This is a genomic window from Microbacterium sp. MRS-1, assembly GCF_000585455.1.
Classification (GTDB): Bacteria; Actinomycetota; Actinomycetes; order Actinomycetales; family Microbacteriaceae; genus Microbacterium; species Microbacterium laevaniformans.
This window is the reverse complement of record NZ_JAUF01000005.1, coordinates 32,764-48,655: the sequence shown is the minus strand read 5'-3', so window position 1 is coordinate 48,655 and position 15,892 is coordinate 32,764. Positions and strand designations below refer to the sequence as shown.

Genomic DNA, 15,892 nt, shown 5'->3' with positions numbered 1-15,892 from the left:
GACTCTCGCCGCTGCTCACGCGCTGTCCCGGCGGGTGGGCGGCGCCACGTCGAGAAGGACCTGACCGATGACGGCCTCGGGGGCGACGCCGTCGAACTCGGCCTCCGCGTGCAGGATCAGCCGGTGAGCGAGCACCGGGACGGCGAGCCGCTTGACGTCGTCGGGAGTGACGTACGTGCGCCCGTGGGCGGCGGCGCTCGTGCGCGCGGCCCGCGTCAGGGCGAGGGCCCCGCGGATGCTGACGCCCAGGCGGACCTCGTCGGCCGCCCGCGTCGCGTCGACGAGCCGCGCGATGTAGTCGAGCACGAGCGCGTCCACGTAGACGTCCGCGGCCAGTTCGCTCATCCCGACCAGCGCCCCCGGGGTGAGCACGGGCGACAGGTCCGCGGTCGCGACCGCGGCGCGGTCGAGGATGCGGACCGTCGCCGCGTGATCGGGGTAGCCGAGCGCCGTGCGCAGCAGGAAGCGGTCGAGCTGGGCCTCCGGCAGGCGGTAGGTGCCGGCCTGCTCGACAGGGTTCTGCGTAGCGAGCACGAGGAAGGGGGCACCGACGGCGCGCGTGACGCCGTCGATGGTCACGCTCCCCTCCTCCATCACCTCCAGCAGCGCCGCCTGCGTCTTGGGGCTTGCGCGGTTGATCTCGTCGGCGAGGACGATGTTGGCGAAGATGGGGCCGGCGTGGAACTCGAACGCACCGGTCTTCTGGTCGTAGACGGTGATTCCGGTGATGTCACCCGGAAGCAGGTCGGGGGTGAACTGGATGCGGGTCGTCGTCCCCTGCACCGATTGGGCCACGGCGCGGGCGAGGGAGGTCTTGCCCGTGCCCGGCACGTCCTCGATGAGCACGTGGCCTTCACTGAGCATGGCGGTCAGGATGAGCTCGACGACATGACGCTTGCCGAGCACGGCGCGCTCGACGTTGTCGGCCAGTTGCGCAAAGGTCTGGGCGAACCAGGTCGCCTGCTCGGTGGTGATCGTCATGAGGACTCCGTCGGGTCAGCCGGCCGGGTTCGGCGCGGTGGAGGGCGTACAGCGTGTCGCGAGCTCTGCGCTCGCGGGGGCGAGGCTCCAGCCTTGCCCGGACCAGTCGACGACGACACGGATGCCGGTGACGCGCACGGCCTCCGCGGGCACCGTCCACGGGTCCGTGCCGGGAACCAGCAACGCGTCGTTCTTGTCGTAGTAGCGGATGCCGGCGGCATCGAACGTCACCGCGGCATCCGAGCCGCTCGATCCGGCGGTGCGCGTGAGGGTCGTGCCGCCGGTGCACGTGCCGAGCGACCAGGACGCCTGCACCTGGTAGGGAGCGCTGCCAGCGGCGGGGACGACATCGCCCCAGTCCGACTGCCACCACCCGTCTTTGTGCTCGTAGCGCACCTCGATCCCGGGGTCTTTGTCGAACACGCTGCTCGGCAGTGCCCGGAAGACGACGTTGTTGTCGTTCGGCGGCGTCTCGGGCGACGTGGGCGTCTGATCGATCGTCCACGTGGCGCGGCCCGACGGGGTGCCGTCGCCGGCGACGTGGGCGGTGGGGCCGACGACGAAGGTGTACCCGGTCGGCGCGGCTCCGCTCTGCACCGCGCGCACCGTGTTGGTGACGGTGGCCCGACCGAAGGAGCGGGAATCGAACCACGACTCCGCGCAGAGGGCGAAGGTGTACAGGCGCCCGTCCGGGAGACCGCGGAAGACGCGCTGTCCGCCGTCGTCGCTCGTGCGACAGCTGTCGACGGAGACCGGGGCGCCGTCCTGGCCGACGGGGCCGTCGAGACGCACGATGCCGTACCGCACCCGGGCGCCGTCGCCCCCCGGCGTCGCCGTTCCCACCGCCGTGATGTCGACGCGGCCGCCGCCGACGTTGACGGCCGTGAGGGTCAGCGTGCCCTGCGTCGGCGCACCGATGCCGTGCGCCGACACCGTCGTGGAGCCGATGGCGGGGCCGGGCAGGCCCGGCGGGGCCGTGTACCGCGACAGCGGCGTGATCGTCACGTCGGTCGCCGTGTTCGCGCCCACGCGGAACGCGGGCACCGTGACGGTGGTCTGCGACGAGCCGACGGCGATCGTCTGCGTCTCGCCGACCGGACTGGTGATCTGCAGAGATCCGGTGTTCGCGGCATCCACGCCGGAGATCGCCAGCGACGCGACGCCGCCGTCGGCGCCCGCGACGACGGGAGCCGCGGTCGCACCCGTGGGAGCCGATGGCGGGTCGTACGCCCACGCGGTCGTGCGCACCGCGGTGAGCGATGACCCCACCGCATTCACCGCGACGGCCTCGTAGGAGCGCTGCTCGCCGTTCGGGGCGCTGATCGGCGGGCAGATGCCCTGCGGGGTGCACACCGCCACGCGCTGGCCGCCCTGACGGACCTCGAACCCGGTGAGCACCGGGTAGGCGGCCTGCGCCGGTCCGGGATCGACGCGGAGCGTGAGAGAGCCGTCGGCGTAGGCGGACTGGGCCACGCTCGCCGGCGCCTTCGGATAGCCCTGCAGGTCGAGGAGGATCCGCCCGTCCCGGGCGCTCGCGCTCTGGCGGCCCTGGGCGTCGCGGACGGTGAAGCTCGCCGCGCACGTCGCACCCGGCGCATCCGAGGTCCACGATGCCGAGACGCGGCTGGGCGAGACCACCGCGAAGCTCACTCCGGTGCAGACGCCGGCCGGGGCGACGGAGACCACCTGCAGCGGCGTACCCGGCAGCGGGTTGACCTCGCCGGCCGCACCGATGACGTCGATCGTGCACGACGAGCCCGATGCCTGGCTGCACTGCTGCTGCACCGAACCGCCCTGGGGCAACGTGGACGGGGCGGCGCCGACCCGCAGGGAGATCCGCGCCGGGGCGACACCCGGGTGCGACGTCACCTGGACGACGACGCTCTCGATCGTGCCGGGCGCGGCCGCATCGCGGCCTCGAACGCTCAGCTGCGCGCCCTGCAGCGCGAGGTCGAAGGATGCCGGGGTCCCGTCGACCCGGTAGACGATCGCCTCGGGGCGCCCTTGCCAGGTGGTCATCGCGCCGAGGTCGAAGACCTGGGTGTCGCCCGGAGCGACCTCGAGCGCGGCCGGCGACAGCCGCGGCTGCGGGGCGATCGGGGTCACCACGACCGGGATGGCCAGGACGGTCCAGGCCGGCTGACCGGCCAGGCGTACGAGCACCCGGCAGGTGTCCGTCCACGGCGCGTCCGCGCCGGCCGCGTAACGCAGGGTGGTTCCGCCGACGGCGGTGCACGATGCCCCGGGCCGCGCGCCCGAGGCGCGGGTCTCGCCCGACAGCTCCAGGGCGCGACCGCGCGGCACCGTGATGAGCGCGGCGAGGTCGACATCGGCCTGCGCGTTCTCGCCGACGGTGAGCGGGGGCGCCCCGGCACGCAGCGCCAACGGCGTATCGGCGGCGGCCGGGATCCTCAGGAACGCGTACGTCGTCACCGGCCCGGCGGACGTCTGCCCCGTGACCGAGAAGGGGATCACGTGGGCGCGGTCGTCGACGGTGCCCACCAGGCGCGTCCCCTCGACGGTGATGCCGTCCATCGGTGCCCAGAGCCCGACCGACAGGTCGCCCGTGTCGCCTCCGGACCACAGCACCTTGCCGGAGAGCACGTCGATGCCTCGCGCCAGATCGGCGCGTCCGTCGGCGTCGAGCACGGTGTCGGAGACGACCGGGAAGTCGGCGACGCGCTGGGCGACCACCCGCACGACGATGAGGCCGCGGGCGGTGTTTCCGGCCGAGGAGACCACGTCGTAGAGGAACGACATCGTCCCGGGTGTCGGTCCCGCCGCGATCGTGACCGTGTCGTCGCTCTGCGACACGAGTCGCTGTTGCAGACGAGTGAACTCCGCCGTCGGCGACCCGTCCAACGCGAACTGAGGCACGTCGGGGCGCACCCGCTGCAGGGTCAGCGTGCCCTGCAGGGGGTCGATGTCATTGGCGAGGGGATGCACGCGCAGCACGTTGCCGTCACCGGCTTGCACCTGCACGTAATCGGTGTAGGTGATGGGGGCAGGACTGGCATCGCCGCTCAGCACCCCGACGCGGACGGTTCCGACGCCCGCGGCGCCGGACGGGTCCACCACCCGGTAGGTGAACGTGTCCTGCCCCGAACTCCCGGCATCGCTGGAGTAGACGATGGACGCACCGTCGGCGGAGATGACGGCCGAGCCGTGCGCGGGCTGATCGACGATGCGATCCAGACGCACGACGTCGCCGTCCGGATCCATCCCGAAGCCGTCGAACGCGATGACCGTGGACAGTCCGCTGAGCACCCGCCCCGAGAGCGTCCGCGGCAGGGGGTCGCGGTTCGCTCCGTCGCCGACCACGCTCAGGTGCACGGTGGCGGTGTCGCCGAGCGCCGGTGCGCCGGTCGTGAACGCCCGATAGGAGATCGTGACGTCCCCCGGCGTCGTGGGAGCCAGCACTCGCAGCACATCGCCGGCGGCGAAGGCGAGGACGTCGGGGCGCGAGGCGACGATCGACTCCGGGTCCAGGCGAGGGCGGGTGCCGACCGCCGCGACGTCGTTGTCCAGCACCGGGATGTCGATCTGCGCGCCCGCGCGCACGACGGCACGATCGTCGACGGCGATCGGCGCCTGCTCGGCGGCGGGCGGCAGCAGGTACACCGTCGCTTCACCGGTGATGGCCGAACCCTCGTCGGTCGTACCGTCGCCGACCCGGTACGAGACGGTTCCCAGCAGACCCGGCGCGCCGGATGCCGTCGAGCCCGACACCCGCAGCTGGCTCTGGGCCACGACGTCGGCCGACAGGGAGGCACCGGTGACCGGGCGGATGACCAGATCGCTCAGCAGCAGCACCCGCCGGGTGGGGTTGGTGACCGCGGCGAGGACGTCGACGGTAGCATCGGCCTGCGGACGCACGAAGGCGACGACCGGCGAGGTGGACAGGTCGGCGGGCCCGCCGGGGTCGAGCAGCGTGAGTCGGACGGTGCCGGTGGCCTCGTGCCCTCCCGAAGACACCGTGACGGCGACACGGTAGGCGCCCGGCGACGCCGCGACGACGTCGAACGTGGTCGAGCCGCCGACGACGGTCGCGGTGGCCGCCGCATCATCGAGCACGCGCGCCGCGGTGAGCGTCAGGTCGCCGGCGGTCCCCGTGACGTGCGGGGCGACGTCGACCGACACGCGCGAGCCCGCCACATCGACGACGGCGAACGACTGCAGGGCCGGCTGCGCGTCGCCCCGGATCCGCACGACGAGCTGCCGGGTCGCGGTCGCGCCGCGGACGTCGGCGACGGTCACCGTGATCGACTCGGCCTGCTCGCCGGCCACCCCGGCGTCGCGGTGCTGGAACACGACGTCGCCCTCCGGGGTGGTGGCGACCTCGCCGAGACCGGAGTCGTCGCTCGCCGACAGGAGCAGAACGGGGTCGCCTTCCGGGTCCACCCAGTCGCCGAGCACGGGAACGGTCACCGTGCCTCCGGGAGCCACCTCGGGGCTCGGCCAGTCCTGGCGGCACCCCTCGACGCCGCACCACACCGGGGCGGAGTTCTCGTCCTCCACCGCGACGCGCAGCGTCACCGTCGCCGGCGGCGAAACGAGCCCGTCCGCCGTCGTGCCGTCGGTGACCGCATAGCTGAACGTCGCCGATCCCGTCGCTCCGGGGGCGACCCGCACCGCAAGGCGCTGGCGGTCGTCGGTGGTGGTCACGGTGCCGAAGGCGGGGTCGAGGCCGGTGACCGATGCCGGGTCGACGGCGAGGACGTCATCGTTGGGATCGTGATCGTTCAGCAGGACCGGAAGGCTCACGAGGGCACCCGGCCGCACGCCGAACGCATCGTTCTCGGCGACCGGAGGGCGCGGGTCGATGATGGGCGGCGGCTTCTGGTCCGACGTCTTCGGCGCCGTCTTCACCTCGTCCTCGATGTCCCAGTTCTGGCTGGAGGGCAGCAGGCGCCCTTCCGGGACGGACCAGACCCACCCTGATCGCGCATCGTTGAGGATCACGCTGTCGCCGGCATCCACGAAGACGGGGCGACGCTGGGAGCCCAGACCCTGCCCGCCGTAGTCCAGTGGCACATCCCCTCCGGTGGAGGTCCACAGGGTGCCCCCGCGCGTGCCCTCGGCGAGCCACGCGGCGCTGATGACGCCGCCGCGACTGACCGGACGGGCGGGGGTGCCTCGCGAGGTCGTGCTGTCACCGAAGATGCGCTCGGCCGCGACCGCGGAGACCGGAATGCGCACCAGACCCGTGTCGTCGGCGACGTAGACGGCATCGCCGTCCACCGCCGGTCGACTGACCGCGATGGTGCCCGTCAGCGAGATCGTGCCCGTCCCACGGCTCGTCCAGAACCGTCCCGCACCGCTGCCGGCAGTGTCCAGGAGCACCCAGTCATCGCCGGCGGCAGTGAGAACGGGGCGCTCCACCGTGGCCGCGACCTTGTCGGCGGCGGCGACCCTTCCCGAGGCGAGGTCGATCCGCGAAACCGTGCCGGCCGACGCCGAATAGCTGAAAACCACGCCCGACGATGCGGCCGCGACGGCGGCGGCGGCCGGAACATCGATCGGCGCGGCGGGTCCGGCCGAGAGCCGCCCCGCGAAGACCGCCCCCGCATCGGTGCGATAGGCCACGACGTCACCGGAGGCGTCGATGTCGGCCGTCCCGGCGGGCGCGGGCGTCGCGGTGCGCAGCCCCTCGGCGTCGAGATCGACCGGTGCGGCGTCGTCGATGCGCTCGACCTTGGCGTCGTTGTCGGTGAACATGTACGCACCGTCGGCGGACGTCACGATCCGACTCGGATTGCTGACGGCGCGCACCGTGTCGATCTCTCCGATCGCGGTGTTCACGCGCGCGTAGCGCAGCGTGTCGGCCTGCAGAACCCACGCGGAGCTCTGCGACGGCGGGGTGCGCTGCGCGTCCAGCCCTGGCCACACCACGCTGACACCGGCGATCAGCGCCGCCGTCGCGCCCGCGGCGGCGAGACCGACGATGCTGCCCCGCCTCATCAGCGCATCACCGTCCACAGCGCCGCGGCCGCGGCCAGCAGTCCGCCGCCCACGACGAGGGCGCCGACGATCGAGAGCGCGATGACCCGCGGTGACCACAGCGCACGCGGTGCGGAGGCGCTCAGCCCCGTCGCGTCCTCATCCCCGCTGGGGGTGCGACGCGCCGTGGCGTCCGGCGTCGTGCGCCGACGCCCCTCCGCGACGCGGCTGCGTGCGGGCCCGCGCGCCGACACGTCGGTGAAGTCGATCGCGTCGGATGCCGGCATCCACTCCTCCGTCGGCACCTCCAGCGCCGTGGGCGCGATCCCGGCCGCGCGCTGCACCTCGCGGACGGCCTCGCCGAACTCCCGCGCCGAGGCGTACCGGCGGTCGGGGTCTCGGGTCATCGCCGTCGCGAGGACCTGCTGCAGCGCGTCGGGAACATCCGGACGGGCGATCGGCACGAACGTCGCCCGTGCGATGCGGCGACGCATCAGCTCGCGGGTGTTCTGATCCTTCTCGCGCCTCTCGAACGGGCTGTGCCCGGCCAGCAGCGAGTACACGGTCGCGCCCAGGCTCCACACCTCGCTCGCGATCGTGCCGCCGCTGTGCTCGGCGACGACCTCCGGCGCGCTCCACGGGATCGACATCGCCAGGACGTCGGATGCCGCGCTGCGCTGCAACGACGCGGAGATGCCGAAGTCGGCCAGCACCGCCGACCCGAAAGTGGTCACCAGGATGTTGCTCGGCTTGATGTCGCGGTGGATGAGACCGGCGCGGTGCGCCGACTCGAGCGCACCGGCCAGACGTACGGCGACGGCCATCACCTCATCCACCGGCATCCGCTCGATCCGGTAGCGCTGCGCGAGCGAGCCCGGACAGTACTCCATCACGATGTACGGCCGTCCGTCGGCGGAGATTCCGGCCTGGTAGACCGTGACGATCGCCGGGTGCGCCGACAGATGCGCCAGCACGTCCGCCTCGGCATTGAACATGCGCAGCAGGTCGGGGTCACGCTCGCCGGCCGGCAGCACCTTCACGGCGACCGCGCGTCGCGGCATGTCCTGTTGATACAGGAACACGTCGGCGAAGCCGCCGGATCCCAGCGGACGCACGTAATCGAGCCCCGGCAGCTGCGGCGGCGCAGACGGGAGCCTGCGCGTCATGGCACCCCTCAGTCATCTCGCGACCCCATTCCCGACGACGTCGGGAACCCGGCCATGCTAACAAAGCCACCTCGCCGCACCGCGGCGCCCGCTCCGCCCCGCTTCGCCTCGGGGCGAGCCGGCGCGGGTCAGAGCTCGGGAAGTCCGGGGTCGGCGTTCGGCTCGAACGGCGCATCCAGCGAACGGGTGAGCTCCTCGAGCATGGCGGCGATCTGCGGCTCGACGTACTGCGCGATGGCGGCCTGGATGCGGAGGCGATGGTGCAGCAGCACGGCGCAGACCTCGCGACCCACCATGTTGGCGTAATCGTCGGCCAGTCCGACCTCTTGGCGGAGGGCCGCCTTCGCATCATCGCTGAGCGGCGGCAGGGCCGGGATGTCGGCGTCCTCCTGTTCCGCGAGCCCGCCGATCGTGAAGAGGAACGGCGCCCCCGGCACCGGATCCGGATCGAGGGGAAGTCCCTCGAACTCGGGGTCGAGCCCTTCCGCGGGGCGGTAGCTGCGCGCCCGGTTGCGGGCGGCCTGCTGGTCGAGCTCGGCCTGCAGCATCGGGAGGTTGCGCGACGTGTACTCCGCGACGGCATGATCGACGATCGTCTTGATGCGGGTGGAGAGCCCGTGCTGCACACCGTGCGGAACATCCGCCCCCAGGCCCGCGGCCGACAGCACCGGCGAGCCGAAGCAGCGGCGGCACGGCGCGACGCGCCCGCGGTGGGTGGCGGGCTCCCAGCGCGGCAGCCAGCGCAGCCAGGCGTCCACCGCCTGGCTGACCTGGGTCTCGATCGACCGCTCCACGGGTCCATTGTTGCGGCATCCGCGCCGATCGCGGGGGATTTCCGGCCACGACTCAGTCCTCGTCGCGCTCCCACGGCCAGCGAGGCCGTTCGGCGGCGGTGCGCACGAGCGCGATCGCCCCCCATCCACCCACCAGCGCGGCGGCGGCCAGCACGACGGCGAACCACGAGGTCGCGAATGCGCCCACAGCGGCCACGATGCGCGCGCCGTCCACTCCCGAGAGCACACCGCCGGCCAGCACGCCGACCAGGTAGGCGAGCACCGTCGCCACCGTCACGATCGCCGCGCTGCCGTATCGCCTGCGCTGCGGGCGCACAGAGAACCAGGTCGAGACGGCGAAAGCGCCCACGGCGAACGTGCCGCCGACGATGCCGGGCAGCTGCCCCAGCCCGGAGACCGGCAGCACCTCCGCGCCCGTGAACAGGCTGAGCATCCCGAACCCGCCGATCAGCAGGGCGAAGAACCCCACGACGGCGAACGCGGTGGCCACCGGCGGGGTGAGCCCGCCTGCGCCACCGCGTCCGCGCGGATCGGTCATCAGCTCTGGTGCAGCCTCGGGCCCGCCTCGAGCGTGCGCTCGTACTCGCGCTGCGCCTCGTCATTCAGCTCGGTGACGCGCTTGCCGCGAGCCGCGACCCACGCGCCGAACCAGATCGTGAGCTCACGGCCGAGCACGAAGGCCACGATCGCGAGCGGGGCGAGCAGCTGCCCCTGAACGAGGTCGGCACCCTGCCGCGCGGTGAGCGTCCAGAACGGCGCCTGGAACAGCTGGCCGAGGAGGTGCCCCGCGTAAGCGACGACGCCGACGAGAAGGCCGAAAATGACCCAGTGGCCCCAGCGTCCACGATTGATGACGGCACCGAGCAGCCAGAAGCCGATGAAGAAGACGACCACCGGCACCCACAGCCACCACGACTGCACCGCAGCCAGCGCGGCGGTGCCCACGTTGGCACCCGTCACCTCGCCCCGGATGGCCTGCAGGCCGAGCGCGGCGCCCAGGTACAGGATGCCGAAGGCCACCGCCGCCAGCAGGCCGATCGCGCCCGCAGCGCCACGGTTGCCGCGCAGACGCGGCGGCTCGGGAGCCTGCACGAAGATCGGCTGCGGGGCGGGGGCCGCGGCCGGGACGACCGGCACGACCGGCTCCGCGACGACGACGGTCTCCGCAGAAGACGAATAGGCGCCCGGAACGTACGTCTCGTCGACCGGATCGTCGGCGAAGGAGGATCCGTAGACCGGTTCCGTGTGCGTGGCGGGCGTCGACTCCGCGCGCGCTGGCTCGGCGACCACGGGCTGCGGCGCCTGCTCGGACGCGGCCGACGCGGACGTGTGGACAGCGTCGGCGGCCTCGGCATCCGCTGTCGAGGGCGCATCGACGGCGGCCTCGCGAGAAGCGGCTTCGGCGTCGGCGAGCCCCGCATGGGCACTCGCGACGGCCTCATCGACCGACGTGGTCTCGACCGGGGTGTTCTCCTCGATCGGTTCGCCGTACTTGGGGTCGCTCATGGCGTGTGCTCCTCACGCGGGACGTGTGCCGCCGCACAGCGAGCGTAACGCCGGGGTGGGGCACCGACGCGGAGCCATGCCGACGTGTCTCGACGCCCGTGCCGCGCGCGCCGCTTATCGTGAGGCCATGACCTCACGCCGACTCGCCGCCCTCGGCATCAGCCTGCTCGCGGTTCTCGCGCTGAGCGCCTGCGCCGGCACGCCCGACGCCGTCGGGACGGGGACGGCGTCGGCCCCCGCCGCGTCGGCGGCGCCGACGCCGGTGATGACGCTCGCCCCGTTCCCGATGGGGCCGGCCACCTCGACCACTCCGCTGCCCTCGAACCTGCCGCAGGGATGCCGGGACATCCTGACGGCGAGCGTCCTGCAGGAGCTCGACGGCGTGCCGCTGAACGCGGAGGGGATGGGCGGCGGCATCCGCAGCGACAGCACGCGCGTGTGCGTCTGGGGGGAGCCGGGCGCGGTCGGCACCCGCCTCGTGACCCTCATCGGGTACGCCCCCGACCAGTCGGCTCACGACGCGCTCTACGCCCTCGGCAACGACGGCTACACGTGTTACGAGCCGCACGGCGGCATCCGCTGTGAGAAGACCTGGCAGTCCGCGACCCTCCCGGTGCAGGAGGGGCGCACCCTCTTCTACCGCGACGGTGTCATCGTCGACACCCAGTACTCGAACCTCGCCCCGGCCGGTTACACCGACGCCATCATCGACGCCCTCTGGCCGCCCGCCGGGTCCGTGCCGCGGACGCCGGCGCCCGCCCCCAGCCCCTCGGCGACGCGGTAGCGGTGCGCGGTCAGCCCCAGACGCGCTTCGCGATGCGGCTCACGTAGTCCGAGGGGTGCCAGCCGCGCTCGCTCGTCGACAGCCACCGTCCGCCGCCGGCTTCGATCGTCTCCGTCAGGTCGCCGTCGGTGCGCGTGCAGCGTGTGCGCTCGCCCTGCGATGAACAGGTGAACCCCGCCGCGGGCAGCGCCGCGGCCGCGATGGGCCCGGCATCCGTCGGGACATCCGCGAGCGTCGTGGTCACGGTGCCGGCGTCGGCGCGCCATGTACAGGTGAACACGACCTGCGGTCGCAGGGCGTCGACCAGCTGCGTCGCGGTGGTCATCGGTGCGTCCGACGATGCCGTCAGCCCGGCAGCCCCGGGGGCGAAGGTCAGCGTGGCGTCGAGCGCCTCGTCGTAGAGGTCGGCGCAGCGGGCGGGCACGCCATCGACGGAGGCGGCCTTCCCGGTCGCCTCCGCGGCCGGAGTCGACGTGGACGAGCGCCCGGCCGCGTCGCCGAGCCACGACACGGATGCCGGGATCATCGGAATCGCGAGGAACGCCAGCACGCCGACGGTCGCCGCACACGCGATACCGACGACCCACGCGAACGCCGCGTTTCTTCCTCCGACCCGAGCCATGCGCTCAGGCTATCTCCGCGCCCCCACGCACCCGCCGCGCCCTCCCGCGAGCCGCCAAGATCTGCCCGAGCCGCCATGGCCCGGCGCGCCAGATCATGGCGGCTCGCGCGGAACATGGCGGCTCGCGGAAATGGGAAAGGGCCCCGGGGACGTGTGTCCCCGGGGCCCTTTGGCCTCGATCAGTTGTAGGTGCCGGGCGTGAAGTCGTCCGTCGAGAAGCTGTCGAAGTCGACGTAGCTCAGGTCGGCGTCGCTGTACGCGCCGTCCGAGGCGAAGATGCGGTTGGGATACCGCTCGCTCTTGGCCTCCTCCGTCGCCTCGACCACGACGTTGCGGTACTTCGCAAGGCCGGTGCCGGCGGGGATGAGCTTTCCGATGATGACGTTCTCCTTGAGGCCGACGAGCGGGTCGCTCTTGCCCTCCATGGCCGCCTGCGTCAGGACGCGGGTGGTCTCCTGGAACGATGCCGCCGACAGCCACGACTCCGTCGCGAGCGACGCCTTCGTGATACCCATCAGCTCCGGACGGCCCGATGCCGGGCGCTTGCCCTCGGCGACGGCCTCGCGGTTGATCTGCTGGTAGCGCTTGAAGTCCACCAGCTCACCCGGCAGCAGCGTCGTGTCGGCGTGGTCGACCACGGTGACCTTCCGCAGCATCTGACGCACGATGACTTCGATGTGCTTGTCGTGGATCGGCACACCCTGCGAGCGGTAGACGCCCTGCACGCCGTTGACGAGGTACTTCTGCACCTCACGGGCGCCCATGACGCGCATGACCTCCTTGGGGTCGAGCGTGCCCACCAGGATCGGCTGGCCGACCGTGACGTGCTGGCCGTCCTCGACCAGGAGCGTCGCGCGCTTCAGGACGGGGTAGACGTGCGGCTCGTCGCCGTTGTCGGGCGTCAGGATGACCTTCTTGGCCTTGTCGGTCTCGTCGATCTTGATGACACCGTCGGCCTCGGCGATCGGGGACGCACCCTTGGGGGTACGCGCCTCGAACAGCTCCTGCACGCGGGGCAGACCCTGCGTGATGTCGTCGGCCGACGCGGAACCACCGGTGTGGAAGGTACGCATCGTCAGCTGCGTGCCGGGCTCACCGATCGACTGCGCCGCGATGATGCCCACGGCCTCTCCGATGTCGACGAGCTTGCCGGTCGCGAGCGAACGGCCGTAACACTTCGCGCAGACACCGACGGCCGAGTCACAGGTGAGCACGGAACGCACCTTGATGGTCTCGACACCCGCGGCCACGAGCTTGTCGATGAGCACGTCGCCCACGTCGTCTCCGGCCTCGGCGACGATCTCGCCGGACGGCGCGACCACCTCGGCGGCGAGCGTACGGGCGAACACCGAGTTCTCGACGTTCGCGTCGCGCACCAGGGTGCCGTCGGCACCGGGAGCGGCGATCGTGAACTCGAGGCCCTTGGAGGTGCCGCAGTCGTCCTCACGGATGATGACGTCCTGCGAGACGTCGACGAGGCGTCGCGTCAGGTAACCCGAGTCAGCGGTACGCAGGGCCGTGTCGGCCAGACCCTTACGGGCACCGTGCGTCGCGGTGAAGTACTCCGCGACCGACAGCCCCTCGCGGTACGAGGAGATGATCGGGCGGGGCATGATCTCACCCTTGGTGTTGTTGACCAGGCCTCGGATACCGGCGATGTTTCGGATCTGCAGCCAGTTACCACGGGCACCCGAGCTCACCATGCGGTTGATGGTGTTGTCGGCCGGGAAGTTGGCCTTCATCGCGGCCTGCACCTCGTCGGTGGCCTCGGTCCAGATCTTGATCTGCTCCTGACGACGCTCGGCGTCGGTCACGAGACCCTTCTCGAACTGGCCCTGGACCTTCTGCGCCTGCTTCTCGTACTTGGCGATGATCTCGCCCTTGTTCGGCGGGGTCAGGATGTCGCTGAGCGCGACCGTGACACCCGAACGCGTGGCCCAGTAGAAGCCGGCATCCTTGATGCGGTCCAGCGACGCCGCGACCTCGACCTTGGGGTACTCCTCGGCCAGCTTGTTGACGATCTGCGACAGCTTGCCCTTGTCGGCCTGCTCGCGAACGAACGGGTAGCCCTTGGGCAGCGTGTCGTTGAAGATCGCCTGGCCGAGCGAGGCGTCCACGAGACCGTGGCGCTCGTAGCCCTCGGGCGCTTCGCCCTCGAGGAAGGTCAGACCGGGGATGCGGATGCGCACCTTCGCCTGCAGGTCGAGGGTGCCCTCGTCCTTGGCCAGGATGGCCTCGCCGACCGAGCCGAACACCCGACCCTCGCCCTTGGCACCCTCGATGACCGTGGTCAGGTGGTGCAGGCCGATGATCATGTCCTGCGAAGGCAGGGTGACCGGACGGCCGTCGGAGGGCTTGAGGATGTTGTTCGACGCGAGCATGAGCACGCGGGCCTCGGCCTGAGCCTCGACCGACAGCGGCAGGTGCACGGCCATCTGGTCACCGTCGAAGTCGGCGTTGAACGCCGCGCACACGAGCGGGTGCAGCTGGATGGCCTTGCCCTCGACGAGCTGAGGCTCGAAGGCCTGGATGCCGAGGCGGTGCAGCGTGGGGGCGCGGTTGAGCAGCACCGGACGCTCGCGGATGATCTCCTCGAGCACGTCCCAGACCTCGGGACGGGTGCGCTCGACGGCGCGCTTGGCGGCCTTGATGTTCTGCGAGTGACCGAGGTCGATCAGGCGCTTGATCACGAACGGCTTGAACAGCTCGAGGGCCATCTGCTTGGGCAGACCGCACTGGTGGAGCTTGAGCTGCGGGCCGACGATGATGACCGAACGGCCCGAGTAGTCCACGCGCTTACCGAGCAGGTTCTGACGGAAGCGGCCCTGCTTGCCCTTGAGCATGTCGGACAGCGACTTCAGAGCACGGTTGCCGGTACCGGTGACGGGACGACCGCGGCGACCGTTGTCGAACAGCGCGTCGACGGCCTCCTGCAGCATCCGCTTCTCGTTGTTGACGATGATCTCGGGGGCGCCGAGGTCGATCAGGCGACGAAGACGGTTGTTGCGGTTGATCACGCGACGGTAGAGGTCGTTCAGGTCGCTGGTGGCGAAACGGCCACCGTCGAGCTGGACCATCGGGCGCAGCTCCGGCGGGATCACCGGGACGACGTCGAGGACCATGGATGCCGGGCTCATGCCCGTCTGCAGGAACGAGTTGACGACCTTGAGGCGCTTGATCGCGCGGATCTTGCGCTGGCCCTTGCCCTCGGAGATCTGCAGGTGCAGCGACTCGGCCTCGGCGGCCAGGTCGAAGGCCTGCAGACGACGCTGGATCGACTCCGCGCCCATGTAGGCCTCGAAGTACTGACCGAAGCGGTCCTGCAGCTCGTGGAAGACGTCGTCCTCCTGCTTGAGCTGACCGACCTCGAGACCGCGGAACTCGTCCCACATGCGCTCGAGCTTGGCGACCTGGTCGTCCGCGTTCTTGCGGATGGATGCCATCTCCTTCTCGGCGGCGTCCTTGACCTTCTTCTTCTGGTCGGCCTTGGCACCCTCGGCCTCGAGGGCCGCGAGCTCCTCCTCCAGCTTGGCCAGACGCGCCGCCACACGGGCGTCGCGGCGGTCGCCGAGGTTCTTGATCTCCAGGCGCAGGTTCGCCTCGTGGGTCGGCATGTCGCGGTGGCGGGCGTCCTCGTCGACCGAGATCACCATGTACGCGGCGAAGTAGATGACCTTCTCGAGGTCCTTCGGCGCCATGTCGAGCAGGTAGCCGAGGCGCGAGGGCACGCCCTTGAAGTACCAGATGTGGGTGACGGGGGCGGCGAGCTCGATGTGGCCCATGCGCTCACGGCGCACCGAGCTCTTGGTGACCTCGACGCCGCAGCGCTCGCAGACGATGCCCTTGAAGCGGACGCGCTTGTACTTGCCGCAGGCGCACTCCCAGTCGCGCGAGGGGCCGAAGATCTGCTCTCCGAACAGACCGTCCTTCTCGGGCTTGAGCGTGCGGTAGTTGATGGTCTCGGGCTTCTTGACCTCGCCGAACGACCAACGACGGATGTCGTCAGCGGTGGCCAGGCCGATACGAAGCTGATCGAAAGTGGTGGACTCGAGCACTGGTTCTCCTGTGTCTCAGAAAAGTTTCGAAATCAGGCCGCGGG

General features: G+C 71.4%; 9 protein-coding genes. 1 reads left to right on the top strand and 8 read right to left on the bottom strand.

Features of this window, described 5'->3' with window-relative positions; genetic code table 11:
- Window positions 1-15: 15 nt before the first annotated feature.
- The 6 genes from AS96_RS00805 to AS96_RS00780 form a co-directional block, all read right to left on the bottom strand.
- Window positions 16-981 carry an AAA family ATPase gene (locus tag AS96_RS00805; protein ID WP_036284589.1) on the bottom strand — a complete coding sequence of 322 codons (966 nt, stop codon included), beginning with the start codon at window positions 979-981 and terminating at the stop codon, window positions 16-18.
- A 15-nt stretch (window positions 982-996) separates the two neighbouring features.
- Window positions 997-6,942: an Ig-like domain-containing protein gene (locus tag AS96_RS00800; RefSeq protein WP_036284587.1), complete on the bottom strand. Its 5,946-nt coding sequence runs from the start codon at window positions 6,940-6,942 to the stop codon at window positions 997-999.
- Window positions 6,942-8,087 carry a serine/threonine-protein kinase gene (locus AS96_RS00795; RefSeq protein WP_036284584.1) on the bottom strand — a complete coding sequence of 382 codons (1,146 nt, stop codon included), beginning with the start codon at window positions 8,085-8,087 and terminating at the stop codon, window positions 6,942-6,944. Before AS96_RS00795 ends, AS96_RS00800 begins: the two co-directional genes overlap by 1 nt.
- 128 nt (window positions 8,088-8,215) lie before the next feature.
- Entirely contained in the window at window positions 8,216-8,881 is a 666-nt protein-coding gene (locus AS96_RS00790; protein WP_005050534.1) for a hypothetical protein, read from the bottom strand.
- Between the two features lie 52 nt (window positions 8,882-8,933).
- Complete coding sequence (locus AS96_RS00785) at window positions 8,934-9,419, bottom strand: hypothetical protein (RefSeq protein WP_036284581.1); 486 nt, start codon at window positions 9,417-9,419, stop codon at window positions 8,934-8,936.
- Window positions 9,419-10,387, bottom strand: coding sequence for a hypothetical protein (locus tag AS96_RS00780; RefSeq protein ID WP_036284579.1), 969 nt, complete (start codon window positions 10,385-10,387; stop codon window positions 9,419-9,421). Before AS96_RS00780 ends, AS96_RS00785 begins: the two co-directional genes overlap by 1 nt.
- A gap of 127 nt (window positions 10,388-10,514) precedes the next feature.
- Here AS96_RS00780 and AS96_RS00775 point away from each other — a divergent pair, with 127 nt between their 5' ends.
- Window positions 10,515-11,171 carry a hypothetical protein gene (locus tag AS96_RS00775; RefSeq protein ID WP_036284654.1) on the top strand — a complete coding sequence of 219 codons (657 nt, stop codon included), beginning with the start codon at window positions 10,515-10,517 and terminating at the stop codon, window positions 11,169-11,171.
- A gap of 10 nt (window positions 11,172-11,181) precedes the next feature.
- Here the strand turns inward: AS96_RS00775 and AS96_RS00770 are convergent, their stop codons facing one another.
- Window positions 11,182-11,793, bottom strand: a complete 612-nt coding sequence (locus tag AS96_RS00770; protein ID WP_036284576.1) for a hypothetical protein — start codon at window positions 11,791-11,793, stop codon at window positions 11,182-11,184.
- A gap of 179 nt (window positions 11,794-11,972) precedes the next feature.
- The gene (gene rpoC, locus AS96_RS00765; protein ID WP_036284573.1) at window positions 11,973-15,848 is read right to left on the bottom strand and encodes a DNA-directed RNA polymerase subunit beta'; all 3,876 of its coding nucleotides are present in this window, start codon (window positions 15,846-15,848) and stop codon (window positions 11,973-11,975) included.
- Window positions 15,849-15,892: the final 44 nt, after the last annotated feature.

Bases quoted from the DNA above. Each gene is read 5' to 3' on its own strand.
- AS96_RS00780 (WP_036284579.1), bottom strand. From the start codon at position 10,387: ATGAGCGACCCCAAGTACGGCGAACCGATCGAGGAGAACACCCCGGTC.
- AS96_RS00800 (WP_036284587.1), bottom strand. From the start codon at position 6,942: ATGAGGCGGGGCAGCATCGTCGGTCTCGCCGCCGCGGGCGCGACGGCG.
- AS96_RS00795 (WP_036284584.1), bottom strand. From the start codon at position 8,087: ATGACGCGCAGGCTCCCGTCTGCGCCGCCGCAGCTGCCGGGGCTCGAT.
- AS96_RS00805 (WP_036284589.1), bottom strand. From the start codon at position 981: ATGACGATCACCACCGAGCAGGCGACCTGGTTCGCCCAGACCTTTGCG.
- AS96_RS00775 (WP_036284654.1), top strand. From the start codon at position 10,515: ATGACCTCACGCCGACTCGCCGCCCTCGGCATCAGCCTGCTCGCGGTT.
- AS96_RS00770 (WP_036284576.1), bottom strand. From the start codon at position 11,793: ATGGCTCGGGTCGGAGGAAGAAACGCGGCGTTCGCGTGGGTCGTCGGT.
- AS96_RS00785 (WP_036284581.1), bottom strand. From the start codon at position 9,419: ATGACCGATCCGCGCGGACGCGGTGGCGCAGGCGGGCTCACCCCGCCG.